30 protein-coding genes and 1 other annotated feature are annotated in these 23,643 nt (G+C 53.8%); of the genes, 27 read left to right on the top strand and 3 right to left on the bottom strand.

Annotated elements, in window-relative coordinates; translation table 11 throughout:
• The first annotated feature begins 206 nt into the window (after positions 1 to 206).
• From BN1190_RS05330 to BN1190_RS05245, 19 genes are all read left to right on the top strand, one after another.
• Positions 207 to 527, top strand: coding sequence for an Ltp family lipoprotein (locus BN1190_RS05330; protein ID WP_052461706.1), 321 nt, complete (start codon positions 207 to 209; stop codon positions 525 to 527).
• Positions 528 to 674: 147 nt separating this feature from the next.
• Positions 675 to 821: a hypothetical protein gene (locus BN1190_RS15010; RefSeq protein ID WP_179860754.1), complete on the top strand. Its 147-nt coding sequence runs from the start codon at positions 675 to 677 to the stop codon at positions 819 to 821.
• Between the two features lie 5 nt (positions 822 to 826).
• On the top strand, positions 827 to 1,222 hold the full coding sequence (locus tag BN1190_RS05325) for a type II toxin-antitoxin system death-on-curing family toxin (RefSeq protein WP_179860753.1): 396 nt from the start codon (positions 827 to 829) through the stop codon (positions 1,220 to 1,222).
• Positions 1,223 to 1,360: 138 nt separating this feature from the next.
• Positions 1,361 to 2,041, top strand: coding sequence for a response regulator transcription factor (locus BN1190_RS05320; RefSeq protein WP_040285939.1), 681 nt, complete (start codon positions 1,361 to 1,363; stop codon positions 2,039 to 2,041).
• A gap of 35 nt (positions 2,042 to 2,076) precedes the next feature.
• On the top strand, positions 2,077 to 2,940 hold the full coding sequence (locus BN1190_RS05315) for a phosphotransferase family protein (RefSeq protein ID WP_040285938.1): 864 nt from the start codon (positions 2,077 to 2,079) through the stop codon (positions 2,938 to 2,940).
• 62 nt (positions 2,941 to 3,002) lie between these two features.
• Positions 3,003 to 3,200 carry a hypothetical protein gene (locus tag BN1190_RS05310; protein WP_040285937.1) on the top strand — a complete coding sequence of 66 codons (198 nt, stop codon included), beginning with the start codon at positions 3,003 to 3,005 and terminating at the stop codon, positions 3,198 to 3,200.
• A 92-nt stretch (positions 3,201 to 3,292) separates the two neighbouring features.
• Positions 3,293 to 3,700 carry a hypothetical protein gene (locus BN1190_RS05305; protein WP_040286036.1) on the top strand — a complete coding sequence of 136 codons (408 nt, stop codon included), beginning with the start codon at positions 3,293 to 3,295 and terminating at the stop codon, positions 3,698 to 3,700.
• Positions 3,701 to 3,828: 128 nt separating this feature from the next.
• Positions 3,829 to 4,045, top strand: a binding site (T-box leader).
• 33 nt (positions 4,046 to 4,078) lie between these two features.
• The gene (gene argS, locus BN1190_RS05300) at positions 4,079 to 5,758 is read left to right on the top strand and encodes an arginine--tRNA ligase (protein WP_040285936.1); all 1,680 of its coding nucleotides are present in this window, start codon (positions 4,079 to 4,081) and stop codon (positions 5,756 to 5,758) included.
• Between the two features lie 68 nt (positions 5,759 to 5,826).
• Positions 5,827 to 6,273, top strand: a complete 447-nt coding sequence (locus BN1190_RS05295; RefSeq protein WP_052461704.1) for a hypothetical protein — start codon at positions 5,827 to 5,829, stop codon at positions 6,271 to 6,273.
• 96 nt (positions 6,274 to 6,369) lie between these two features.
• Complete coding sequence (locus BN1190_RS05290; protein ID WP_040285935.1) at positions 6,370 to 6,819, top strand: GNAT family N-acetyltransferase; 450 nt, start codon at positions 6,370 to 6,372, stop codon at positions 6,817 to 6,819.
• A gap of 102 nt (positions 6,820 to 6,921) precedes the next feature.
• Positions 6,922 to 7,218 carry an NUDIX domain-containing protein gene (locus BN1190_RS05285; RefSeq protein ID WP_082023275.1) on the top strand — a complete coding sequence of 99 codons (297 nt, stop codon included), beginning with the start codon at positions 6,922 to 6,924 and terminating at the stop codon, positions 7,216 to 7,218.
• Between the two features lie 234 nt (positions 7,219 to 7,452).
• Positions 7,453 to 7,809 carry a glyoxalase superfamily protein gene (locus BN1190_RS05280; RefSeq protein ID WP_040285934.1) on the top strand — a complete coding sequence of 119 codons (357 nt, stop codon included), beginning with the start codon at positions 7,453 to 7,455 and terminating at the stop codon, positions 7,807 to 7,809.
• Between the two features lie 136 nt (positions 7,810 to 7,945).
• Positions 7,946 to 8,416 (top strand): DMP19 family protein, encoded by a 471-nt coding sequence (locus BN1190_RS05275; RefSeq protein WP_040285933.1) that lies wholly within the window; start codon positions 7,946 to 7,948, stop codon positions 8,414 to 8,416.
• A gap of 147 nt (positions 8,417 to 8,563) precedes the next feature.
• Positions 8,564 to 8,773: a helix-turn-helix transcriptional regulator gene (locus BN1190_RS05270; RefSeq protein WP_040285932.1), complete on the top strand. Its 210-nt coding sequence runs from the start codon at positions 8,564 to 8,566 to the stop codon at positions 8,771 to 8,773.
• Entirely contained in the window at positions 8,770 to 9,252 is a 483-nt protein-coding gene (locus tag BN1190_RS05265; protein WP_040285931.1) for a hypothetical protein, read from the top strand. Before BN1190_RS05270 ends, BN1190_RS05265 begins: the two co-directional genes overlap by 4 nt.
• Positions 9,253 to 9,362: 110 nt before the next feature.
• Positions 9,363 to 10,277 carry an ATP-binding cassette domain-containing protein gene (locus tag BN1190_RS05260; RefSeq protein ID WP_040285930.1) on the top strand — a complete coding sequence of 305 codons (915 nt, stop codon included), beginning with the start codon at positions 9,363 to 9,365 and terminating at the stop codon, positions 10,275 to 10,277.
• Positions 10,274 to 11,023, top strand: coding sequence for a hypothetical protein (locus tag BN1190_RS05255; RefSeq protein ID WP_040285929.1), 750 nt, complete (start codon positions 10,274 to 10,276; stop codon positions 11,021 to 11,023). Before BN1190_RS05260 ends, BN1190_RS05255 begins: the two co-directional genes overlap by 4 nt.
• Before the next feature lie 15 nt (positions 11,024 to 11,038).
• Positions 11,039 to 11,992 carry a sensor histidine kinase gene (locus tag BN1190_RS05250; RefSeq protein ID WP_052461702.1) on the top strand — a complete coding sequence of 318 codons (954 nt, stop codon included), beginning with the start codon at positions 11,039 to 11,041 and terminating at the stop codon, positions 11,990 to 11,992.
• 101 nt (positions 11,993 to 12,093) lie between these two features.
• Positions 12,094 to 12,819, top strand: a complete 726-nt coding sequence (locus BN1190_RS05245) for a Fic family protein (protein WP_040285928.1) — start codon at positions 12,094 to 12,096, stop codon at positions 12,817 to 12,819.
• 327 nt (positions 12,820 to 13,146) lie between these two features.
• Here the strand turns inward: BN1190_RS05245 and BN1190_RS05240 are convergent, their stop codons facing one another.
• The gene (locus tag BN1190_RS05240; RefSeq protein WP_040285927.1) at positions 13,147 to 14,289 is read right to left on the bottom strand and encodes a glycosyl hydrolase family 18 protein; all 1,143 of its coding nucleotides are present in this window, start codon (positions 14,287 to 14,289) and stop codon (positions 13,147 to 13,149) included.
• Positions 14,290 to 14,584: 295 nt separating this feature from the next.
• Between BN1190_RS05240 and BN1190_RS05235 the strand changes: the two genes are divergently transcribed.
• From BN1190_RS05235 to BN1190_RS05205, 8 genes are all read left to right on the top strand, one after another.
• Positions 14,585 to 14,785, top strand: coding sequence for a cold-shock protein (locus BN1190_RS05235; RefSeq protein ID WP_040285926.1), 201 nt, complete (start codon positions 14,585 to 14,587; stop codon positions 14,783 to 14,785).
• Between the two features lie 219 nt (positions 14,786 to 15,004).
• Positions 15,005 to 15,235, top strand: a complete 231-nt coding sequence (locus BN1190_RS05230) for a hypothetical protein (RefSeq protein ID WP_040285925.1) — start codon at positions 15,005 to 15,007, stop codon at positions 15,233 to 15,235.
• 16 nt (positions 15,236 to 15,251) lie between these two features.
• Positions 15,252 to 15,410 (top strand): hypothetical protein, encoded by a 159-nt coding sequence (locus BN1190_RS15005; protein ID WP_179860752.1) that lies wholly within the window; start codon positions 15,252 to 15,254, stop codon positions 15,408 to 15,410.
• Positions 15,411 to 15,441: 31 nt separating this feature from the next.
• Positions 15,442 to 16,029 carry a hypothetical protein gene (locus tag BN1190_RS05225; protein ID WP_040285924.1) on the top strand — a complete coding sequence of 196 codons (588 nt, stop codon included), beginning with the start codon at positions 15,442 to 15,444 and terminating at the stop codon, positions 16,027 to 16,029.
• A gap of 400 nt (positions 16,030 to 16,429) precedes the next feature.
• Positions 16,430 to 18,010, top strand: a complete 1,581-nt coding sequence (locus BN1190_RS05220; protein WP_244898681.1) for a serine hydrolase — start codon at positions 16,430 to 16,432, stop codon at positions 18,008 to 18,010.
• A 15-nt stretch (positions 18,011 to 18,025) separates the two neighbouring features.
• On the top strand, positions 18,026 to 20,143 hold the full coding sequence (locus BN1190_RS05215; RefSeq protein ID WP_052461701.1) for a glycoside hydrolase family 3 protein: 2,118 nt from the start codon (positions 18,026 to 18,028) through the stop codon (positions 20,141 to 20,143).
• A gap of 13 nt (positions 20,144 to 20,156) precedes the next feature.
• The gene (locus BN1190_RS05210) at positions 20,157 to 21,416 is read left to right on the top strand and encodes an exo-beta-N-acetylmuramidase NamZ family protein (RefSeq protein ID WP_040285923.1); all 1,260 of its coding nucleotides are present in this window, start codon (positions 20,157 to 20,159) and stop codon (positions 21,414 to 21,416) included.
• 486 nt (positions 21,417 to 21,902) lie between these two features.
• On the top strand, positions 21,903 to 22,259 hold the full coding sequence (locus tag BN1190_RS05205) for a DoxX family protein (RefSeq protein WP_040285922.1): 357 nt from the start codon (positions 21,903 to 21,905) through the stop codon (positions 22,257 to 22,259).
• A gap of 42 nt (positions 22,260 to 22,301) precedes the next feature.
• On the opposite strand, the gene BN1190_RS05200 is transcribed toward BN1190_RS05205, so the two are convergent.
• Both BN1190_RS05200 and BN1190_RS05195 read right to left on the bottom strand, forming a co-directional pair.
• The gene (locus BN1190_RS05200; protein ID WP_040285921.1) at positions 22,302 to 22,490 is read right to left on the bottom strand and encodes a hypothetical protein; all 189 of its coding nucleotides are present in this window, start codon (positions 22,488 to 22,490) and stop codon (positions 22,302 to 22,304) included.
• Positions 22,491 to 22,546: 56 nt separating this feature from the next.
• Positions 22,547 to 23,605, bottom strand: coding sequence for a serine hydrolase domain-containing protein (locus BN1190_RS05195; RefSeq protein WP_052461700.1), 1,059 nt, complete (start codon positions 23,603 to 23,605; stop codon positions 22,547 to 22,549).
• Positions 23,606 to 23,643 lie beyond the last annotated feature (38 nt).

The raw sequence follows: 23,643 nt of genomic DNA, 5'->3' as shown, positions 1-23,643 counted from the left end.
CTGAGGAAGAGGCTGCTAGAAAAGAACAAGAAGCCAAAGCTGAGGAAGAAATAGCTAAGAAAGAACAAGAAGCCAAAGCTAAGGAAGAGGCAGCTAAGAAATAACAAGAAGCTAAAGCTAAAGCAGAAGCGGAGAAGAAAGAACGAGAGGCGACAGCAAAGGCTGACGCTGAAAAAAAGGCGCAAGAAGCAAAAGCCCAAGCAGCCGTGGAAGCAGAACAGAAGCAAAGGGATGCAGAAACGGTTTCCCAACAACAAGCAGTAAAAATGGCGATGAGTTACCTTGATTATACTGCATTCTCACCTAGTGGTTTAATCGAACAATTGGTATTTGAAGGTTTTAGTGAGGCGGATGCCAAGTATGCTGTCAATTCTATTCGTGTAGATTGGAAAGAGCAGGCTGTGCTAATGGCTCAGAACTACTTGGACTATACTGCATTCTCGCGTAGCGGATTGATTGAGCAGTTGGTTTTTGAAGGCTTTAGTAATGATGTAGCATTGTATGCTGTTACTCAAGTCGGCTTATAAAAAGCTTAACTAGATTAGAAAAGTTCACCTTAAAAATACAAAAATTAAAGCCAGTATCCTACCGATTGCACCGTAGAACGGGGGTCCTGGCTTTTGAAGAACGCACCTATGCACCAAACAATCAATGTATGTACGGAGGGCGATCAAATGAAGAACGAAAAGGAGGATTCAACTATGCAAGCTACAGATAAGAAACAAACCGAATCCGCAAAACGAAAAGAAATGATCAAGGCCAGCTACGAAAAAGCTGTGAAGGCAAACGGGAAAGCTTTGGAAAAGCTTAGTAAGAACTGATGGCGGTGGATTATTTCGATGTCGAGGATGTCATCATGCTTCATGATCTGGCCCTTCAAGATTATGAAGGCCTGCCAGGTGTGGACATGAATAAGCTGGATGCAAAATTGGCATTGCCTAAAACGAATGTCTTCGGTCATGAAAGGTACCCTTCCTTAGAAGAGAAAGCCGCCTGTTATCTGTACGAACTGGCGAGTGGCCATTGTTTTAAGGATGGGAACAAGAGAACCTCCTTCTTGGCGGCCTTCACCTTTTTGGACATCAATGGCTGCCAATTGAGCGTTGAGGACGAGGAGATTTATCGATTTGTCATTCTGGTGGTCGACAGTGAGACCCGACCGGCGTTTCAGGAAGTTGTCCAGTGGATAGCGCGTCATTGCCATAAGAAAGTGTCCCTATAGAAATAGTCAGGTTCAACCACCCCATCTGCTTACCAGGACAGCAGAGGGTGGTTATTTTTCATTCCCCGAATTCTCCCACTCTTCCCACCCATTGCTGTATACTCAAACCAATACATTCCAAAAGACAGGTGACGCGACATGGACGATACGAAACGGATACTGATCATCGAGGACGATCCGGATATCAGCCGGCTGCTGCAAGTGATGCTGGCAGAGGAAAGCCGGGCGATTACGGCGGCGTATTCGGGGACGGAGGGACTGCTGCGGCTGCGGACGGACTTGTTCGATCTTGTGCTGCTCGATCTTATGCTGCCGGGGATGAGCGGAGAGGAGCTGATCCGCGAAATCCGGCGGGACAGCGCGGTGCCGATCCTCGTCATCTCCGCAAAGGCGGGGGTTGCCGATAAGGTGGCGGTGCTGCAGATGGGAGCGGATGATTATATGACGAAGCCGTTCCATCAGGAGGAAGTCGCCGCACGGGTGGCGGTCCAGCTGCGGAAATCCGCTGGAGCAGAGCCGCCGTCCGCGGAACTTGCGTGGCGGGATCTCGCTGTCGACACGGACAAACTGACCGTCACACTCTCTGGAGAGCCCCTTCAGCTGACGAACGCCGAGTTCGACATCCTGACCCTGCTGCTGCGCCATCCGGAAAAGGCGTTCTCGAAAAAGGAGATCTACGAAAGCCTCTGGACAGGTCCGTATTACGGCGACGACAACACGATCAGCGTCCATATGTCCAACATGCGGAAGAAAATCGCCGCGGTGACGGACGAGGAGTATTTCAAGACGATCTGGGGCATCGGGTTCATGCTCGTATAATTGGATGCGAGCCTCGCAAAGAAAGGAGGAGTTGGATGCTGACTCGTGTCCTGCAGCAATTGAAATTGGATGTCCTGTCCTTTGACGAAGTCGACGATTCCCACAGTTCCACTGTGTACAAGTGCAGACTGCGTACAGGGGAACAGGTCTATTTGAAGATCCCGTATACAAAAGTGAAATATGACCGGGAGCTGGCCGCCTACAAAGTGCTGAAAGACCAGGTGTCCATCCCGGACATGTTGGATTTTTGGCCGGGCGATGAAGAGTGTCCGGGCGCGTTCATTCTATCTGAACTGAAGGGGCGGCCGCTGGCCAATACGGACAGCCCCGCCGTCGCGTTCCAAGTCGGGGTGCTGCATGCCGCCATGCACGAGGTCCGGCCGCCAGCTGATATGGAACTGGCCGGGATCGACAATGAATACCCGGGGTGGCCCGACTTTGTGGAACGCCAATTTACCAGTTTCGCGGAAGACGTGAAAGAGCTCTTGGACGGAACGCTATACAACCAGTCGATGGAAACGTTTGAACGCATGAAACGAGAGCTGCCGCCACCCGACGGCCCGTGCTTCCTCCATATGGATTTCCGGCCAGCCAACATCATCGTGGACGGAGACCGGGTATCCGGCGTGATCGATTTCGAAAGTGTCCGGTTCGGCGCCACAGAAATCGATTTCACAAAACTGTATCGCGATTTTCTGAGCTTCGATACCAGCTTGTATCAGTCCTATCAAGAAGGCTATACCAGTGTGAGACCCTTAATGGACTTAGAGGCGGTTCTGCCGTTTTATCAATTTACCGATGCGTTCAATAGTATTGGCTGGTGTGCACGACGCGGCATTGAGAAGAACGCAATGTTTTTTGACAAGAACCTTTCGATCTTGAAGAGTATGTTACTGTAATCCGCTATCATGGCGAACCTGTACAGTGGGCAGGCGTACGCATGAATTACGGAGGTGTTACGATGAGCAGAAAAACCATCTGGATAGCAGGGATCGTATTTGTGGCTGCGACTCTTCTATTGACCAATGTCTTTCACACGGCGATCGGCGGCTATATGATGACAGTCAGTATAACCGCGGCCGGAGTGGCGATTGCAGTCGCACTCTATTTAGTACTTTCCCAGTCCATCAAGCAGTTCGTGCATCGCAGGAATGACTGAACCTACATGATGCCAGAAGTGGAGGCAATCATAATGGGGAAAGGTACATATCAGGGCTTGGCAAACAAATTTTAGGAGGGAGGGATGTGCCCATGAGTTTAGCGGGCTATATTGGATGTATGAAAGAAATACCGCTCAGCGGCGACGGTTCGGAGGATCTCCTTATCATCGGGCCCTGCTTTTCGAGTCCTGCTGAACTCCGGAATGTGAAGGAATGTCAATTCTCTACGCCGTATGTCTATGAAGTGTCAAGTGATTGGGGCATTGAGATATCCGAGCATACGGACACCGCTATCTTGGATGACTCAAAAATGAAGCTGTCCAGACTTTGTGAACTCATGGACCAATATCTTGAGACGGGAGAGTTCTTTGAGCACTACACTTGTTGGGTAGGAGAAGAATGCGATAAGCGGGAAGGGGAAGTCACATTACCGCTCAACAACTTTGATATGGACCGGATTCGCATGCCGGAAAAAACATTGGTGCGGTTCGTGAAATGAATTCTTCTTCAGCAGGCGGCTGCGGCTTGCGAATTCGGCCGGTACGGACTGTCTTGAATTTCCATTGTACCCACGACAACCTTGACAGCCGTCCGCAAGATGTGTATTGTTGGATAAATTACAATAATTTAAAATCGATGACGAAGAGAGTAATTTACGGGTCCGTGGCAAGCGAGTTAGGGAGAGTGGGAGCCTAATACACGGTACGTAAACGAAACGCACTTCTGAGATGTTTCTTGAACTACAGTAGAGAAGATCGGGGCGACACCCCGTTACCAATGGAAAGCGGTCACGTATTGTGGCAACTGGAGTGGTACCACGGGAATCTATGTTCTCGTCTCTTATTGGAGACGGGGCTTTTTTATATGGAGGGAAAAAATGGATAAAAACCGAATGATTGCAGAGCTGCTTGCCGAAGCGCTGGATCACATAGTCTCGCGTTCTCAGTTTGAACAGCTGTTGGAAAAACCGAAAGATCCGAAATTGGGGGACATCGCATTCCCTTGCTACCGCCTTGAGAAGGAACAAAGGAAAGCTCCGCATCTGATTGCCGCCGACTTAGCAGGCCGGCTACACCACGATCTGATACTAAATGTTACCGCAGTCGGTCCGTATGTGAACATTTCCTTAGACCGCCAGATCGTGATGGACCAGGTTCTGCAGGAAATACTGGCTGCCAAGGAACAGTACGGCTCGCATGGAGCGATGCGGGGGAACGTGCTCATTGATTATTCATCCCCTAATATTGCGAAGCCCTTTTCCATGGGTCATCTGCGGTCCACGGTAATTGGAAACGCACTGGCGAACATCGCGGAAAAGAACGGGTTTACGCCGATCCGGATCAATCATCTAGGGGATTGGGGCACACAGTTCGGTAAATTGATTGTGGCGTACAGACGCTGGGGAGACCAGGCAGCTATTGCAGAGTCCCCGATCCGGGAATTACTGAACATCTACGTGAAGTTCCACGAAGCTGCCGAAACGGACGACTCGTTGAATGAGGAGGCGCGTGTGGCTTTCAAGTCGCTGGAAGACGGCGATCCGGAGGCTTACGCACTGTGGGAGTGGTTCCGGGAAGAGTCGCTGAAGGAATTCGAAGCGATTTATGAGCTGCTGGGAATCCGATTCGACTCGTATGCAGGGGAAGCGTTCTATAACGACAAGATGGAAACGGTCGTCCAGGAGCTGAAGGAGAAATCGCTGTTGACCCGATCCGACGGCGCGCATGTCGTGGAACTTGAAGACCTGCCGCCCTGTCTGATTACGAAAAAGGACGGGGCCACGCTGTACGCGACCCGCGATCTCGCGGCCGCCATCTATCGTCAACAAACATACATTCCCGAAAAAGTGCTGTATGTAGTGGGTAATGAGCAATCTCTGCACTTCAAACAACTTTTCACGGTGCTTGGTAAAATGGGTTTTGGGTGGTCAAAGAATTTGACGCATGTGCCATTCGGGATGATCCTGCAGGACGGCCAGAAGATGTCCACGCGCAAGGGGAAAATCGTATTGCTGGCAGATGTGCTGGACGAGGCGATTGGAACAGCCAAGCGGAATATCGAAGAAAAAAACCCGGCCCTTCTGCAGAAAGACAAGGTAGCCGTCCAAGTGGGCGTCGGAGCTGTCCTGTTCAACGACTTGAAAACCTACCGCTTACATGATATCGATTTCTCAATAGAGCAAATGATGAACTTCGAGGGGGAAACCGGTCCCTATGTCCAGTATACGATTGCCCGGATCTCTTCGCTGCTGACAAAAGGAGGGGATGAAGAGGGCACGCCAAGTTTCGATGGTTTAGGGGAATCGGCATGGCCTGTTGTTAAGCTGCTTGGCGAGTATCCGCTCATGATCCAGAAAGCCTTCGACCAAGCGGACCCGTCCCTGATTGCGAAGTTCAGTCTGAAGCTGTCACGGGAATTCAATAAGTACTACGCTACAACCAGAGTGCTGGAACAAAGTCCGGGGAGGCAGGACCGGCTGGCGTTCGTTTCGTGTGTGCGAATCGTTCTGAAGGACGCGCTCAAGCTATTGGGCATTTCCTCGCCGGATGAAATGTGACGGCCACCTGCCCGCAGAATTTAGGGAACAGGCGGCCGATAGTAAACGGTCGGATGCAGGAGGGGATTGTGATCAGACTTACAACAGGACGCTATGTAGTGACAATCGATCGTACGAGCACAAAAAACTATTATGATACGCACCAGTTCATCACGGAGGATTGCGGCTGTTCGTATTGTGCGAATTACAGGTTGGCTTGTGATCACTTCCCACAGGAAATCCAGGATCTGTTTGACGTTCTCGGGATTGACCCCCGGAAAGAAGGGGAGGTCTCCGAGGTTGGCGTGAATGCCGATGGCACGCATCTCTATGTTGCGTTCTATCATCTGGTCGGGGAGATCTTAGCTGGACCAGGTCCTTATCCAGCTGTGGGCGGTGAACACGATGTTCGGTTCGTGTGTCCGGATCGGGTGGAGATGGATTTCAGCGACGAGCTGGACTTGGTCCCGGACAATTTTCCGCAGCCGGCTGTTCAATTTGAGATCCAACTGAATGTGCCGTGGCTGTTGGACTGACGGTGGCTTCCGGTCGGATGATGAATGCCCCCGTATGCTTGTCTGCTGTATGTGAGTTGAAGAAGTGAGAAACTGATAGAAATGGAGGTACTGCAGATGGAAATCCGACAGGCGACAAGAGCGGATGTGCCGGCCATTGTACGGCTGCTGGCCGATGACGAATTAGGAGCACAGCGTGAGCGATACGAAGATCCGCTGCCCGCCGAATATCTTGAAGCCTTTGAAGCAATGGATTCTCAGACTGGAAATCAAATGATTGTTGCGGTCGACGGCCAAAAGGTTGTCGGGTGCCTCCAACTGACTCTCATTCCTGGGTTGGCCCGGCGGGGGATGAAACGGGCGCAGATCGAAGGGGTCCGGGTGGATCGTCAGTATCGGAGTCAAAGGATCGGTGAACAGCTGTTCCAGGAGGCCATCTCCATAGCGCGAGCGGGACGTTGCAGTCTGGTGCAGCTTACGACAGATAAGCACCGGTCCGATGCCCATCGGTTTTACGAAAGATTGGGATTCGAAGCAAGCCACGAGGGGATGAAGCTGCACTTGTAACGGGCTGCCGGATGTCCATCGGGATGGCTGCCGAACGGGGCATCTGCGACAATCCGATGGATCGTTGCTGGCACGGGGCACAAAGGAAGGGGAAGTGGGAAAATGGCGGAAAAGCACAGTGTACTGGTCACAAGTGTCTCCATCATTCGAGAAGGCAAGGTGTTCCTTGTCCAGGAAGGAAAGCCGGCTGCACACGGTAAATGGAACTTTCCGAGCGGCCGTATCGAATATAACGAAGACATCCTTACAGCCGCCTGCAGAGAAGCGAAAGAGGAGACTGGCTTGGATGTGAAGCTGCGTAGCAGCACGGGTGTATATAATTTCGTCAGCGATTCAGGCGATCAGGGGATCCTCTTCCACTTTGTGGGGGAGATGGTCGGAGGTTCTGTACGCCTGTAAGATGGACTGCTTGCCGGGGAATGGATTTCGCTAGGTGACTTATCGGTCTTTCTGCAGCAGCCTCACCGGGATTCGCAGGTCATGCAGCAGATCGTCGATAATCTGCTGCACCAGCGTGTGTATCCGCTGACGCTGTTCCAGGCGCAGCTGCTGTGACGGACGGGTTTTCAAGAACCTTAGACCAAACAATGCATAGAAGATTTTTGAATTTATCCAATTCAAGGAGGGGACTGTATGCAAACAGTGATTCCTGCTTTCCGCATCACCGATTATGATCGCAGTATGGCATTTTACGTGGACACCTTGGGGTTTGCAGTGGACTGGGAGCATCGCTTTGAACCGCATTTCCCGGCATTCCTTCAACTGACGAAGGACGACATGACTCTCTACTTGACCCAACATGCTGGAGACTGCCAGGTGGGCGGGCTGATCCACTTCTTTGTTCCCAACGTTGACCGTTGGTACAGCGATTTGAAAAACGCGAAGGAACTTTGCATCACGGTGCCTCCGAATGAAGATCTCGAAGGACTTCGGATGATGACCCTCACCGATCCTGATGGCAACCAGCTGCGTATTTGCACACGTTTATAATTTGAGATACATTTGCGTGATCTGTATGTATCGTGGGCGGTTCGGCATTGATAGGATGAATCTGAAATATGGAAGAATCTATGATAGAGCTGCCGGCACCTGATGATCCGGCATGCGGAAAGTGGGAGGATAATTGATGAAGCCGACGATGAATCGGAACGAGCTGTTGGACAACGAGAGTATTTGGAATGCGGTCGTTTCCGTCCTGAGCGAGGCAGACCTGCCGGAAGATGACCCAGTGATGCGCGAAGCCTTCCTGCTGTATCATTATTATTCGGAGATGGAGAGCGGCGGCCATGAAGGATTGCTGACGTGGTTCGGTGATGAGATCTCGGAGATGGGGATCGGCAGCTATGTACAGCAGCTCGCGGACGCTCTTGCAATAATAGGGGCGGAGGAGTATGCCGTGATCGAAAAGACATACGGACCGGAATTGTGGCGGCTGTTCATCTCCCTAGAGGGGAATGACAGAGCAGAAGAAGAGTTTTACGAGGTTGCGGAGCAGGCGGATGGTGCGTACCATGCGCTCGAGGCGAAGCTGGAACAGCGGCTGGAGACGTATTTTACTCAAATCCATACAGCTGTCATTGACGTGACGGAACCATGATAGGGTTCGGCTGTTGAGTGCCGTGAATCTCTCACCTGGTGGGTAACCTACCGGGGTGAGGATTCACGGCACTTTTTTCGTTTTGTCAAGTTGAATTGACAAAAAGTAAAGTTGACTATACTATCTAAATAATAGGAGGTGCTGGCGATGCTGGTGAATCGGGTGAAGGAGTTCAGGGCACGGTATGATCTCACGCAGGGGAAATTGGCGGAGCGGGTCGGCGTCACCCGGCAGACGATCGTGTCGCTGGAGAAAGGCAGTTACACGCCGTCGCTGCTGCTGGCGATGAATATTGCGGAAGTGTTCGGGGTGCCGATCGAGGAGATTTTCAGGAAGGAAGGGGAGGAAAAGGAATGAATATGATGATAACGGTAGTGCTGCGTGTGCTGCTGTACTTGTCCCTGGCATTCATGGTATTCGATTTCGTGCGGGTCGAGCAGCAGTTCGACTTGATGGCGCGCGGGTATACAAATGGGTTCACGACGACGATCATTGATTGGCCGGGCTGGGTGTTCATCGCCGTGACGGGTTTGCTTGTGGTGCTCAATATCGTGCAGGTGGTGATGACGGCGAGGAACCGTCATGCGCATACGAAGGAATACATTCTGCCGGAATACGATGTCCGCGACGAACGGGCGGTGGCGAATACAGGAAAAGCGGTCCGGATTGCGTTTGTCACCGTTCTCGTCGTGTCGTTCTTCGTGATCGGCTCGTATATGATCATCCCAACGTATTATCTGGACTATGTCTGGTATCCGATGTTTTCCACAGCGGCCATCCCGGTTGCAGGGCTGCTGTCGTACTTGGTGTCCTATCAGGTGCTGCACAGCCGATGATTTCATCCCTGATCCAGTCCTTACGATATCTTTACGTTTTGCTTAAAGGTTTTTAAAACACCCTTTGCTAGACTGGAAGTATCACAAGGCAAGCGAAGGAGTGAACGCAGATGGAGACGGTCATCCAGACCCATCAATTGACGAAGACATTCAATAACACACAGGTGATCGAGCCGCTCGATTTCACGCTGCGGCAGGGGGAGATCTGTGCGCTGATCGGACGGAACGGTGCCGGGAAGTCGACGATCTTCAAGATGCTGTCGGGGCAGCTTGTACCGACAGCCGGTGAGATCCGGCTGTTCGGCAAGACGGGGAGCGGGGCGGGGGATGCCCGCAGCCGAATGGGATTCTTAGTTGAGACGCCGGCTTTCTTCCCAGATTTCACAGGAGCACAGAATTTGGAGTATTATCGGCTGCAGCGCGGTGTCGTGGAGAAGAAACGTGTGCAGGAAGTGCTCGCGATTGTCGGACTCGCCCAGGAGAAACGCAAGAAATTCAAGGCCTACTCGATGGGGATGAAGCAGCGACTCGGCCTCGCACTCTGTCTGCTCAGCCATCCCGACTGTCTCGTGCTCGACGAACCGATCAACGGGCTCGATGCGGAAGGGATCCGGGAAATCCGGAATCTCCTGCTGCGGCTGAACGAGGAGCTGCAGATCACGATCTTCATCTCCAGTCACATTCTGGCGGAGCTGCACTTGCTTGCGACGCGGTTCGTCTTCCTGAAAGACGGCGCGATCGTCGAGGACGTCAGCAAGGAGACGCTGCAGGCGAAGAGCCGTAAACAGCTCGTTGTGTCGGTGGATAATTCGGCAACGGCAGCCCGCCTGCTCGAACAGGCATATCCGGATATTGACTACCGGGTTCTGCCGGACGGGATGCTGACCATTCACAACCATATTGACCGCAGCGCGGACATCAATCGGCTGCTGCTGACGAACGGGGTGGCCGTCACGGAGTTCCGTGTCGATGCCCGCAATCTCGAGGAGTACTTCCTCGGACTGGTCGGAGGTGAGCCGGCATGATGAACTATGTGAAGAGTGAAGGCTACCGGATGATTCGCAAGAAATCGCTGTACATCACGAGTTTCGTCTGTCTTGCATTAATTGCCGCAGCGGCGGTTGTCTTGGCCTACTTCAAGCAGACGGATCCGACGTTCCCCTATGGGACAGCAAGTTTCTACTATTCGAATGTCCTGGGCAGTACCGTCTTGGTGTTAATCGTCATTTTCTTGTTCAACGCCAGTCTGACTGGCCGGGATACAGATGTCCTGAAGAACGCAGTGTCGTTCGGAATCCCGCGCAGTACGATCTATTGGAGCAAACTGCTGCTGACACTCGTCTATTTTGTGCTGATCAGTATCGTAGGAGTCGCACTCATGCTGGCACTCGGTGAAACGATGCTTGTCACAGACAGCGGGTCGGCAGGGAACTTCCTGACGGCACTCGGCAACATGGCGCCGATCGTATTCAGTGCGTTCCTGTTCATCCATTCACTCAAGATGATCAGAATCGGGGATGTCTATGTGTTCATCGTCCTGTTTGGGGTCTATATGTTCTCCGGCTATTTGATGCGCATCGGTGCTCAGAAGCTGGATATCTTCCGGACACTCTATGACTATGCGCCCGATACGCTGCTTGGCCGGAATCTGATGGACTTTATGGATCAGTCGTTGCAGTTCAGCGCGGCCTGCTGGATGACAGGCGCAATCCTGTCGGCTGTGGCCATCGGAATCGGCATCACGAAATTTACGAAACAGACGATCGACTGAGGGAGGGGAAGGCGTATGGGCGGCTGGCTGGTTGCGTTACTACTTGCGGTTCTTCTGCTGCTGGCATGCGGCTGGCTGCTGATCGTGCATGCAGATATGCGGAAGATGACCCGGCAGCTCGACGGGATTATCGGGACGGATATGACCAACGAACGGGTGCGCACGACTACGCACAGCCGGCCGCTGTCCCGCTTTGTCGAGGCGGTCAATCGGCTTATCGAGGACACCAAACAGAAGCAGCAGCAGAGCCGGAAAGCGGAGCTCGATCTGAAGCGGGAGATCACCAATATCTCGCATGACTTGCGGACGCCGCTCACTTCCCTCAAAGGGTTTTCGGATCTGCTGGCGTCCGCTTCGATGCCCGCAGAGGAGAAAGCAGAGTATTTGGCTGTCGTCCAGAAGAAGATCGACCATCTCATCGGCACGGTCGATCTGTTCTTCGAATTGTCGCAGCTCGACTCGCTGGACCATGAGCTTGTCCTCGAGGAAGTGGCCCTCGATCAGCTCATCATCGATGCGATGCTGACACTGCACAATACGTTCGAAGAAAAAGGATTCGAAGTTCGCATGGGCGGGCTGACGGCGGTTCCGGCGCTCGCTGACCGGAAAGCGGCGGGCCGCATCGTTGCAAACATCATCCAGAATGCGCTCGCCTACAGCAAAAGCTATATCGCGATCGACCTGATCGAGGACGCGGAGACCATCCGCCTGCGTGCAGCCAATGACACCGACACCTTCGATGCAGCGGAGCTCGACCGTATCTTCGACCGCACCTACCGCATGGACCCGAGCCGCAGCGGCGGCCAGCTCGGCCTCGGCCTGCACATCGTCCGCCAGCTCGCGGAGAAACAGGGCGGCCGTGCGGCGGCAGGGATGGAGGACGGGGACTTTGTGATTGAAGTGACGTTTAGACGCGGCTCTAGGACAACGAATAGCGCATCTGTGCACCAAACAAACGTGAATGATTGAATAAACACGATTGTATCCTGCGCAGGTGCGTTTTTTACATATTTCCATGTACTGCGATATACTAAAGCTAACGCAAAATCGGGAGACAGGGGGCGGCGGGATTGTTTGAAATCATCGATGAAAAGAAAGCCCGGTTGGATGCTGCCAGGCCACTGCCTGCCTACACATTAAAAAGCTTGAAAGAGAAATTGTTCCTAGAGTGGACATATAATTCCAATGCCATTGAAGGGAATACGCTGACCATCAACGAGACAAAAGTGGTGCTGGAAGGAATTACGGTGGGAGGCAAGACGTTACGGGAGCATCTGGAAGTTATCAACCATCGGGATGCAATCCAATATGTCGAGGAAATTGTCCGAAACGAAGAACCGCTTTCCGAATGGCAGATCAAAAACCTGCATCGGCTCGTTCTGAAAGGGATTCATGAGGAACATGCCGGTGTCTATCGGAAAGAACAGGTTTTCATCTCAGGGGCGAACCATCGACCGCCTGCCCATTTTCTGATCCAAGAGGAAATGGAGCAGCTGTTGAGGTGGTATGAAACGGAAGGGACCCACCTCCATCCTGTTGAGCGCGGAGCTATGCTGCATGCCCTATTTGTCGGGATCCACCCGTTCATTGATGGGAACGGACGCACGTCCAGACTGTTGCTGAACCTGGAGATCATGAAAGAAGGATTTCCAGCGGTGGTCATCAAAGTCAGCAATCGGCTGGCTTATTACGAGGCGCTTGATAAAGCCCATACTACAGGGAATTATGATGATTTCATTGCCTTGGTGGCACGGGAAGTGGAAGACTCACTCGATTTGTATTTGAGTGTTCTGTAGAGGGAGAGCTATAGAGGGCTAAACGACACAAGAGGAACGACTGGAAGAGCGATCAGTACATGGAAGACTGTCAAGGCAGCGGACTGTTCTATACAGCAGGATACACGTCAGGCGGAGCGCCTTACGGGATAACATGGGTACAAGCAGAAACGGAAAATCTCTTTGCTGATGGTGCTGGAATTCCAGACATAGAAGATGATGATTTACCATTTTGAATAAAGTTACGGCATACGACTCTGTTTACCTCTGTTGCTGAGATATGAACTTATCCAAAAAGCCGGAACTCCTCTGAATGCTGAATTCAATGGAGTTCCGGTTTTTTAAATCTTACAGACGCTTCCGGATTGTAAAGTTATCCTCCAGCAGCAGCCAGTTCTGCGGGTATGGATAGCCCAATACCCAATAACTGATACCTCTCAGGTTGTACTGTTTCACCAGGTCGAATTTCGCCTGGGCGCTTCGGGCATCTTCGAACCACACTTCGTGCCGGTGTCCGGCTGAATCGGTGTACCGGAAGAACGGGGATTGCGCGACGGGGTCATATTGGATCGCGACCTGATGCTGGATGGCGCGGCGGACCGCTTCCTGCTGGCTGAAGGTCTCCGCCTCCTGGCCCCGGACGAACGGCAGCTGCCAGTCGCGTGCGTAGATCTGGAAGCCCATCAGGATCTTGTCGCGCGGGATGACGGTGACCGCGTAATCGAGCACTTTCTTGATTTCATTGAGCGGGGAGATGGCTTGGGCGGGTCCTTTCCGGTAGCCCCATTCATACGTCATCAGCACGACGAAATCCACGATCCTGCCGTGTGCTTCGTAGTCATGCGCTTCATAGAGCAGTCCTTTCTGGTCACTGCTTGTTTTCGGGGCCAGCGCGGAGGAGACGAAGTACCCTTCAGGATGCAGGCGGTCGACGGCCAGCTGCAGGAATTGGTTATAGAATTCACGGTCCGACGGGCGGACGTTCTCGAAATCGATGTTGAGCCCCCGGTAGCCTTTCGCTTTCATGACCGTGAGGATGCTGGCGATGGTTTTCTCCTGGAGTTCCTTGCTCGATAAGATGGTATGTGCGAGGGCCGTTCCGGACTCAGTGGAACTGAAGTTGGTGATCGCCAGCACCGGCACAATCCGTTCGGCTGCGGCGGATCTCAGCATTTCCGTGTCATCGAGCGTTGATAACGTGCCGTCTTCTTTCACCCTGTAGACGAACGGCATCCAATACGTCAGATACCGGCCGACTTCCTGGATCTCCTGCGCGCCGGTTTCACCGGCATTGATGGTATATGCATTGACGTCGATAACCGGTTTCGCCGCCGTGGCGCGGGATGCCGTGGGAATGACCAGAGCTTGACCGACAACGAGCGCATTCGGGTTCGCGAGCCCATTGGCTGCGACGATCTGATTTACTGTGACTCCGGTTCTCTGGGCAATGGCCCATAAGGAATCGCCTTGTTTTACGGTGTGGATTTGCAATCCGCTTCTCTCCTTATCATTCATCTCCCATACTGTATTCACCGGGAAGCCGGGATGCTATTCGGTTCAGCACGCCCAGCAGTGAGACGTCGGCCGCCGACGCGACGGATGGATTGCGGCGGAGATTTATTTAATTTGACGATATTGTTTGCTATTCCAGCACATACCTGTTATGGTTAGAGAGTATTATCTTTGTTCTTTATCAGTACGACAAAAAGTTTTGTTTTTCGTCTAAAGTATTTGAGCAAGCATAGTAACAAATTGTGCGGAGATCCGCACCAGGAGGCAAACCATTATGGAACAAGGTACAGTTAAGTGGTTCAACGCAGACAAAGGATTCGGTTTCATCGAGCGTGAAGGCGGAGAAGACGTATTCGTACATTTCTCAGCTATCCAAGGTGAAGGTTTCAAATCTTTAGACGAAGGTCAAAGCGTCACATTCGATGTGGAGCAAGGACAGCGCGGCCTGCAAGCTGCTAACGTTGAAAAGAACTGATTACCATCATGGAAAGGGCCCTGCATTATGCAGGGTCTTTTTTATTTGCTCAAAAAACGGATCTCTTTCTGAACCGGCCGCGGCTGTTTGGGTAAGCGCGATGTCTGCTGAATCAAAGCAAACAAGATCTGCTGCTGACAAACAATTCAACGAATGGTAGGCTGTGTGGAGAGTCTCTGTATCGGAATGTCTCTGAGAAACCGCGAAAGCAGGTGCCGTGTGGAAAAGAAATATCCAGGGTTGCTGGCAGCCGGTGCTGTGGCATGGTTGGCGTATGTGGTGTGCGTGTTCACGCTTGGCTTCAGCCATTGGGCGACCAAAGGGCTCGGTGTCGCTTATCTGGTTGCCTGGGGCTGGCTGTTGTTCACAGTCTGGAATCGGAAAAACAAACGCAGTGTTACGGCGGAACAGTGTACACGAGATGATCAGGATGACAGCCGTGGGAACTGAAAGGGGAGGTGCTGCTATGAAGTGGACACTGCCGCTTGGAATCACGATCGGAACGTTCGTCGGCATTTATATAGCCAATCGTTCCATTTCGCAAAGTGTCTTTGGCGCGATTGTCGCGTTCGTAGTGAGTTGTCTGCTGTCCATTGTCTGGGCGAAGCGTGAAGCGCGCAAGTAGGGTTTTTTCGGCAGTGAGGGGAGGATGTGGAATGAAGAAGGAATATTGGATTGCTGTCCTTCTGGCAGTAGTCATATTTTTGGCGGTGCTGGTGATCGACCGTCCAGATGAGGAAGATCCTGCGGAACAGTACGGTACATCCGAGTATACTGATCCGCCGGGGCTGACGGGACACCAGCTGGCGCTGAATCAGCTGTATGTGGAAATTCCTTATGAGAAAAAGGATGTCCTCCTGACGAAGCGGACGACGGATTCCCATGTGTTTGTCGATGTCACGGATAAAGACACCGAAGACGTTCTGTATACATATGGAGAATCCCTCGGTTCCGGACCTGAGCGGCAAGTGGTGAGGGAGGTTCCGACGAAAGAGGGGACTGTCCGTCTGCAGATGGTTGTGGATATCGATCCATCGGCCGGAAAGATCCAAAGCGTCATCAGCTCGGGTGCTGACTATGATCCTGCCCCGGATGAGGTGGAGAATGAAATGGTCAGTACCGGTTCAAGATCTGGTGAGTTCCCGGCTGACCACGTGGAAATCCTGTCTTCGCTGCATCTCAGATGGGGAACGGATCGGGAAAACCTATATGAAGGATTTGTGATTGGTGTTATCGGGAAATGACCCTGAATAGGAATTGGATTTCCTTCTGCCCTGTGTCTATCTCTGCCCAGTACGTTTCCAGACTACTGGGCATTCAGTTGCTGAGATGGTCTAGTCTGCAAGTATCAAATCAAACACTTTCCGTCTTCGACGGAGGGTGTTTTTTGTCGTTTTGTTTCATAATTAATCGGAATAACACGGATTATTTATTTCATTTATCAGACAATTATACTAGCAATGTTTTGTTCTTATCTCCCATGTTCACTGGAAACATTTGCCCTTCGGTCGTATGGCGGCTACATCGGTTATTGATTATAGTGAAAGGGCTTACACTACGATGAGAGGGGATGGACTGATGGGGAAACCGAGGAGGAAACTGCTGGCGGCGCTGCTGGCCGGTGCACTTGCCGGTGGGCTGGTGATGGCGGGTACGACAGAAGCGTATGGAGGTTCGGTTCCGCACAAGGCGTGGAACAATCCAGGGCACGGGGCGCCTGTTTTGCATCCGGGTTCCGCGAAGGGCGCAGGAATGCGGCAGGAACCGCTGCGGGCGATCGATGGGGTCATGGAACAGGCGATTGCGGAGAAGACGATTCCGGGTGCTGTCGTACTGGTCGCGCGCAGCGGCCATATCGTGAAGCAGCAGGCCTACGGGGATGCTGCACGCTACACGGATAATCAGTTCACAGAGATGGACAAGCCGGTCGCCATGCGGACGGACACAATCTTCGACGTGGCGTCGATCAGCAAGATCTTCACGACGGTCGCCGCCATGAAGCTGTACGAAAGCGGCAGGCTCGAACTCGATGCGCCGGTTGCGCGCTACATCCCGGAATTTGCGGCGAACGGCAAGGAGGCGGTGACGATCCGGCAGCTGATGACCCATACGTCCGGGTTCACGGCGTGGATTCCGCTTCACTCGAAGGGGAACAATCGGGAGGACAGGCTGCAGCTCGTATTCGCGCAAGGTCTGGAAGCGGAGCCCGGAACCCGGTATACGTACAGTGACCTGAACATGATCACGCTCGGCGCGGTCATCGAAAAACTGTCAGGCAAACGTCTCGATCAGTTTGTGAAGGAGCAGATCACCGGACCGCTCGGCATGAAGGACACGATGTACAATCCGCCGGCATCACTGAAACAGCGGATTGCTGCGACGGAATACCAGCCGGAAATCGGGCGCGGCCTCGTCTGGGGAGAGGTGCATGATGAAAACGCCTGGTCACTCGGCGGGGTGGCAGGACATGCCGGCGTTTTCTCGACAGCGAAGGACTTGGGTATTTTCGGCCATATGATTTTGAATGAAGGTCGTTACGGCGGCAAACGGATTCTGAAGCCGTCCACTGTAAAACTTCTTGGGCAGAATCAAATTCCTGAATCCAAAGGGAATGATCATGGTCTTGGCTGGGAACTGAACCAAGGATGGTATATGGATGCGCTCGCAAGTCCGTCGACCGCCGGCCATACCGGATTCACGGGTACGAGCCTCGTGATCAGTCCGACCAACAAAACGGTTGCGGTGCTGCTGACGAATCGGGTGCACCCGACCCGCAAGACCATCTCGCTGAACGGTGTCCGCCGTCAGTTCGTCCGTCACGCTGCGGATGCAATCCCTGCACCGATTCCGAGACGGACGGATGCCTGGTTCGCAGGATACGGTGATAAGCAGGACCGCACGCTGGTGCTGGAGACCTGGAAGAACGCACGAAAATTGACGTTCGGCACGTGGTACGAGCTTGAACAGGACTCCGATTTCGGTATCGTCGAAACGTCCGTGAACGGGACTGACTGGCAGGGAGCGGGCATCCGGCTCACAGGGACGAACTCGAAATGGCGTCAGATGTCGGTTTCATTGCCTCCAGGCACACAGTTCGTCCGCTTCCGGTATACGACCGATACACTGGTCAATGGCCGCGGCTGGTATGTCGGGGACTTCAAACTGGACGGCAGGACGGTGAAGCCTGCGAAGCAATCGTCCGAATGGGAACGACGAAATCATTAAAAGGGAGAGATGGCGATGAAGAAACTGCGCAACTATCTGTTCGTCCCGCTGCTGGCGGGAATCCTGGTGCTGACTGCAGCGATGAGCGGCACTGCAGTCCAGGCAAAACCGCACCATTCACAGGGGCATGATCTTGTCCTGCTGCAGAACGTGCCGCAGTCGACTGATCAGTTCGAAGACGGCACGCTGCAGCTGACACCGCTGCATGTATACAAAGACGGGCATTTCGTGAAACCGGCGGCCCGCCTGCAATGGACATCGACGAACCGCCGCGTCGCTTCTGTCAGCCGTGACGGCGTTGTCAAGATGACCGGAAAACCCGGCGCTTCGACGATTCTGGTGCGGGACGGGCGGCTGACGGACCGGGTCCTCGTCATCGCAAAGCCGGTGAAAAACTCAGGCAAGCAACACGGGAAATTCTCGCTGTCGTACGAAGTGAAGAAGATGCACGGCAAGCAGTATGACCTCGTGCCGAACGCAATCCGCGGCATGACGCTGGAAGAGAAAGTCGGGCAGATGCTCATGCCTGATTTCCGGACAATGAACGGCAAGAATGTCACCGAACTGACGCCGGAAATCGAAGCACTTGTCAAGAAACATCATCTTGGCGGTGTGATCCTCTTCCGCGAGAATGTCGTAACGACGGAGCAGACCGCAAGACTGGTCGCGGATTATCAGAAGGCTTCCGAAAAATACGGCCTCCTCATGTCGATCGACCAGGAAGGCGGCATCGTGACGCGTCTCCAGTCCGGGACGGATATGCCGGGCAACATGGCACTCGGTGCAGCGCGCAGTGAAGAGCTTGCACACCAGGTCGGTCAGGCGATCGGTGAGGAACTGCATGCACTCGGCATCAACATGAACTTCGCCCCATCGTTCGATATCAACAATAACCCGGACAATCCGGTCATCGGCGTCCGTTCGTTCAGCGAGGATCCGGAACTTACGGCCAAGCTCGGGGTTGCTTACACGAACGGCCTTCAGGGAACCGGGACATCCGGGACGGCGAAGCACTTCCCGGGCCACGGGGATACGGCAGTCGACTCCCACCTCGGACTTCCAGAAGTACCGTATGACAAGGAACGGCTGAAACAGGTCGAGCTGTATCCATTCCAGCAGGCGATGGATGCGGGAGTCGATGCGATCATGACAGCGCACGTGACGTTCCCGAAGATAGACGGCACGACGGTGATCTCGAAGAAGGACGGCACGGAGATCACCCTGCCGGCGACACTTTCGCACAAAGTACTGACGGAACTGATGCGCGAGGAGATGGGATATGAAGGACTGATCACGACGGATGCCCTCAATATGGGAGCCATCGTCGAACACTTCGGACCGGTCGATGCAGTCATCCGTGCAGTACAGGCAGGTACGGATCTCGTCCTCATGCCAGTCGGATTGGAAAGTGTTGCGGACGGTCTGTTGGGCGCTGTACGTTCCGGTGACATTTCGGAGCAGCGCATCGAGCAGTCCGTGGAGCGGATTCTGTCACTCAAACTGAAACGCGGTATCGTGAAGGAAGAATTGCCGGCACCGATCGAATCAGTGATCGCCAACGCTGAAAAGACAGTCGGTTCCGATGCGCATAAGCAGGTCGAGCGGGAGGTGGCGGAGAAATCCGTGACGCTTGTAAAGAATGAGTCGGTCTTGCCGCTTGTGCCTGAAGCGACGGACAAGATCGCGGTTGTCGGCAGTTCGTATATCGATGATCTATACACCTCTGTGAAGAAGCGCCATACCAACACGGTGCTCATCAAGACAGGGGAACCGCTGACGGATGAGCAATATGCACAGCTTGCGGACGTGTCCGCCATCATCGCAGGCACGACAACTTCAACGGTGGCGGGCCGTGCGCCATCCCATCCGCAGATGCAGATGGTGAATGGATTGATGGCCAAGACGGACGTGCCGGTCATCGCGGTCGGCGTGCGGAACCCGTATGACATCATGGCGTATCCGGAAGTCGACGCGTATCTCGCGCAGTACAGTTTCCGTTCGGCGAGCTTTGACGCGGCCGCATCCGCCATATTCGGTGAGATCTCACCACAGGGCAAACTGCCGGTGACGATTCCGGATCCGTCGGGCGGGACGCTGTATCCGTTCGGCCATGGACTGACGTATGACAACTGAAGGGAGCGGTACGATGAAAAAGTGGATGATGATGGTGCTGACAGCACTGCTGATCATGACGACGTGCACAGCCGCACTGGCGGATAACCAGTACTGGAACGGCAGCAAGAAGCACAAAGGGCATGGCAAAGGCGGGCAGACGGTGACGGTCGGTGCGGAAGTGCTGCTGAAAAAAGAGAAGAAGCTGCTGAAAGGCAAGCGGGTCGGATTGATCACCAATCCGACCGGCGTGGACAGCAGCCTGAACAGTGTCGTCGATCTGCTGAACAATGATCCGGACATCGAGCTGAAAGCGTTGTACGGTCCGGAGCATGGCGTGCGCGGCGATGCGCAGGCGGGCGCCTACGTCGAGTATTACATCGATGAAGTGACCGGACTCCCGGTCTACAGCCTGTATGGCAAGACGCGGAAACCGACGCCTGAGATGCTGGACGGCATCGATGCGCTTGTGTTCGATATCCAGGACGTCGGCACCCGTTTCTATACGTATATCTACACGATGGCACTGTCGATGGAGGCAGCGAAGGAAAAAGCGATTCCGTTCATCGTCCTCGACCGTCCGAATCCGCTCGGCGGGGAGAAGGTCGAAGGGCCGGTGCTCGATCCGGAATTCGCCTCGTTCGTCGGCCAGTACCCGATTCCACTGCGTCACGGCATGACGGTCGGGGAGCTTGCGCAGTTGTTCAACAAGGAATTCGGCATCAGCGCGGATCTGAAGGTCGTCAAGATGAAAGGATGGGACCGGGAAGACGATTTCAGCAAGACAGGATTACCGTTCGTCCTGCCGTCGCCAAACATGCCAACACTCGATACGGCGTTCGCCTATCCGGGTGCTGCCTTGATCGAAGGGACGAACGTATCGGAAGGACGCGGCACGACGAAACCGTTCGAGCTGATCGGCGCGCCGTTCGTCAGCAGCCCGCAGCTCGTCCATCAGCTGAATCAGCTGAACCTGCCGGGCGTCCAATTCCGCGCGGCGTCGTTCACACCGACGTTCTCGAAGCACAGCGGCAAACTGTCGCACGGCATCCAGGTCCATATCACCGATTACGACAAGTATGATCCGGTCGTCACGGGCCTTCATATCGTGAAGACGCTGAAGGATCTGTATCCGGAGCAAGTCCAGCTCACCCCGTTCTTCGACAAACTGATCGGCAACGGCTGGGTCCGCGAAGGGATCGAGCAGGGGATGACGGTCGAAGAGATGCAGAAACGGTGGGAGAAAGAGCTGAAGCAGTTCAAGAAAGTGCGGAAACAGTATCTGCTCTATTGAGAACAGAATCGCGTATTAAGAAGGGGTATCCGGCTTATTCCGGATACCCTTTTCTGTTGCCGGCGCAGCACCTCGATGACGGATGACCGGTATACGATCAAGCGCCTGGTTGTGTCGACAGGATCCTGCCAATTCCCAGGGCGATAAGGCATTCTCTGTGCAGATTCGCCCTTAAATTGTGACTGGATGCCGATAAATTCGGCGAAGTGTCCGATACTTCACACATTTTGTCCGATATGTCTGAGCAACTGTCCGATACTTCACAGAAACTGTCCGATACTTCACACCAAATGTCCGATATGCCCTTGTGGAGACCCGAAAGCTTGTCGGAAGGATCGTGCATAGGCAGCACGCAGCTTCGGAGCTGTTCATACTTGTGCGTTGCGAAGCCAGCCGATCTCGTGCGGCTCCCACTCGGTTTCCGAATTTGTCAGCGTGGTATACTAAAGGCAAAGGAAGATATCGGATGGAGACTGGGAGGCCCTTATGAAACGAATTTTGCTGTACCTATTCTGCCTGCTTTTCGCGGGTGCCGGGATCGGGCATTTCCTGCTCGATTCGTTCTTCATCCAGGCGATACCCGAATGGGTGCCGTTCCGGCCGGCCATCGTCTATGCGTCAGGCATCGTGGAAATTCTCCTCGCGCTCGCGCTGCTGTGGAAGCGGTCACGCCGGCCGGCAGGGATATGGATTGCTGTGTTTCTGGTACTCGTATTCCCGGTCAACATCTATATGGCCCTCGTGCCGGAGAAGTTCGACTTGCCTCCGGCCGCCCTCTGGCTGCGTCTGCCCCTCCAGTTCGTCCTGATCTGGTGGGTGCTCGTTGTACGGAAAGTGAAGTGAATCGAAAGAGGCATGACAGCGATTGCTGCCATGCCTCTTTTTTTATTGTCTTCCGATTTGTCGGCCTCGGCCCTGTCTGCTTGTGACCGACACCATCAAGGTGAATCCGATGGCGATCGGGACGATGCTGAACAGCAGGAACTTCCAGTTGTCCGTGACGAGCGACAGGGTCAGAAACAGTACCAGCAGTGTGATGAGGAACCCTGTAACGAACCGTTTCGTTTTTTGCAATTTTGACACCCTTTTTTGAGTGTATCACTGCCAGGCCCGGACGATAGGAGGGATCGTCACGAAAACAGATGATGCTCAATTTCTTCGACGATCGCTTCGACCCCTGTATGTACGCTGCGGTCGGCCGGTTCCAGATTGGACAGGACGATGATACAGGCTTCGGCGTCCGGGTAGCGGCAGAACATGGTCGAGTAGCCGGGCCAGCCGCCGCTGTGGTACACCTTCCGGCCAGCGTTCGGCACGTTTCCGAGGATCCAGCCGCAGCCATACCCGTTGTCGATCCCGTCTGCGGTGCGGGAAGGGGTCTGCATGAGGTCCATGGATTCCTTGCTGAGAAGGGTGCCGGCGCTCAATGACCGGTCCAGCTGCAGTAGATCGGTCACCGTGGAATGGGTCATGCCGTCCCCCTGGATGCCGTCGAGATACTGGACGAACCGGTACTCGGGCAGTTCTTCCGGCAGATGATAGGCGGTCCTGTCTTCCGTCTGTTCCGCAATCCAGCCGAGCGCGAAATTATCGGTCGGCTCGGGCCGGTACCGGCGGTTCATGACTTTCGTCCGCGTCATACCGGCGGGCGCGAACAGTGCGCTGCCGAGGAATTCGGCATACGGCATGCCGGATGCGCGGGTGATGATCTCCGCAAGGCAGACGTAGCCGGTGTTGCTGTACTGGTATTTCGCGCCGGGCGGAAAGCCGGCGTCCGGACGGTAGGTGTTCAGCAGCGCGAGGACATCCGAATTCACAGCGATCAGGTCCATATCCCAGTGCGCTTCGAACAGGTCCATGTAGTCCGGCAGTCCGGACGTATGGGTCAGCAGCTGGCGGATGGTGATGCAAGGGTACGGGAAGCCGGGGAGCCAGTCATCGGCCAGGTCCTCAAGCGACAGACTTCCGCGCTCCGCCAGCAGCAGGATGCCCATCGCCGTCATCGGTTTCGAGACGGAGGCGAGCTCGAACAGCGAGTCGCTGTCCAGCGGCTCGTTCTTCCGGTAGTCCGCGTATCCCCTGGAGACGGAGCGCACGACCTCCTCTTGATGAGCGACGAGAATATTCCCGTGAAATCCATGCTCCTCCATCAGTTCTGCCAATACATCAAGTTTGTCAGTTGTTTTCAATGCGCCATTCACTCCTTTTTAAAATAGTCTTTACTTTT

Source organism: Sporosarcina koreensis, assembly GCF_000826145.2.
Lineage (GTDB): Bacteria > Bacillota > Bacilli > Bacillales_A > Planococcaceae > Sporosarcina > Sporosarcina trichiuri.
Note: the sequence above shows the minus strand (reverse complement) of the source record. Positions and strands in the feature narration are given on the sequence as shown.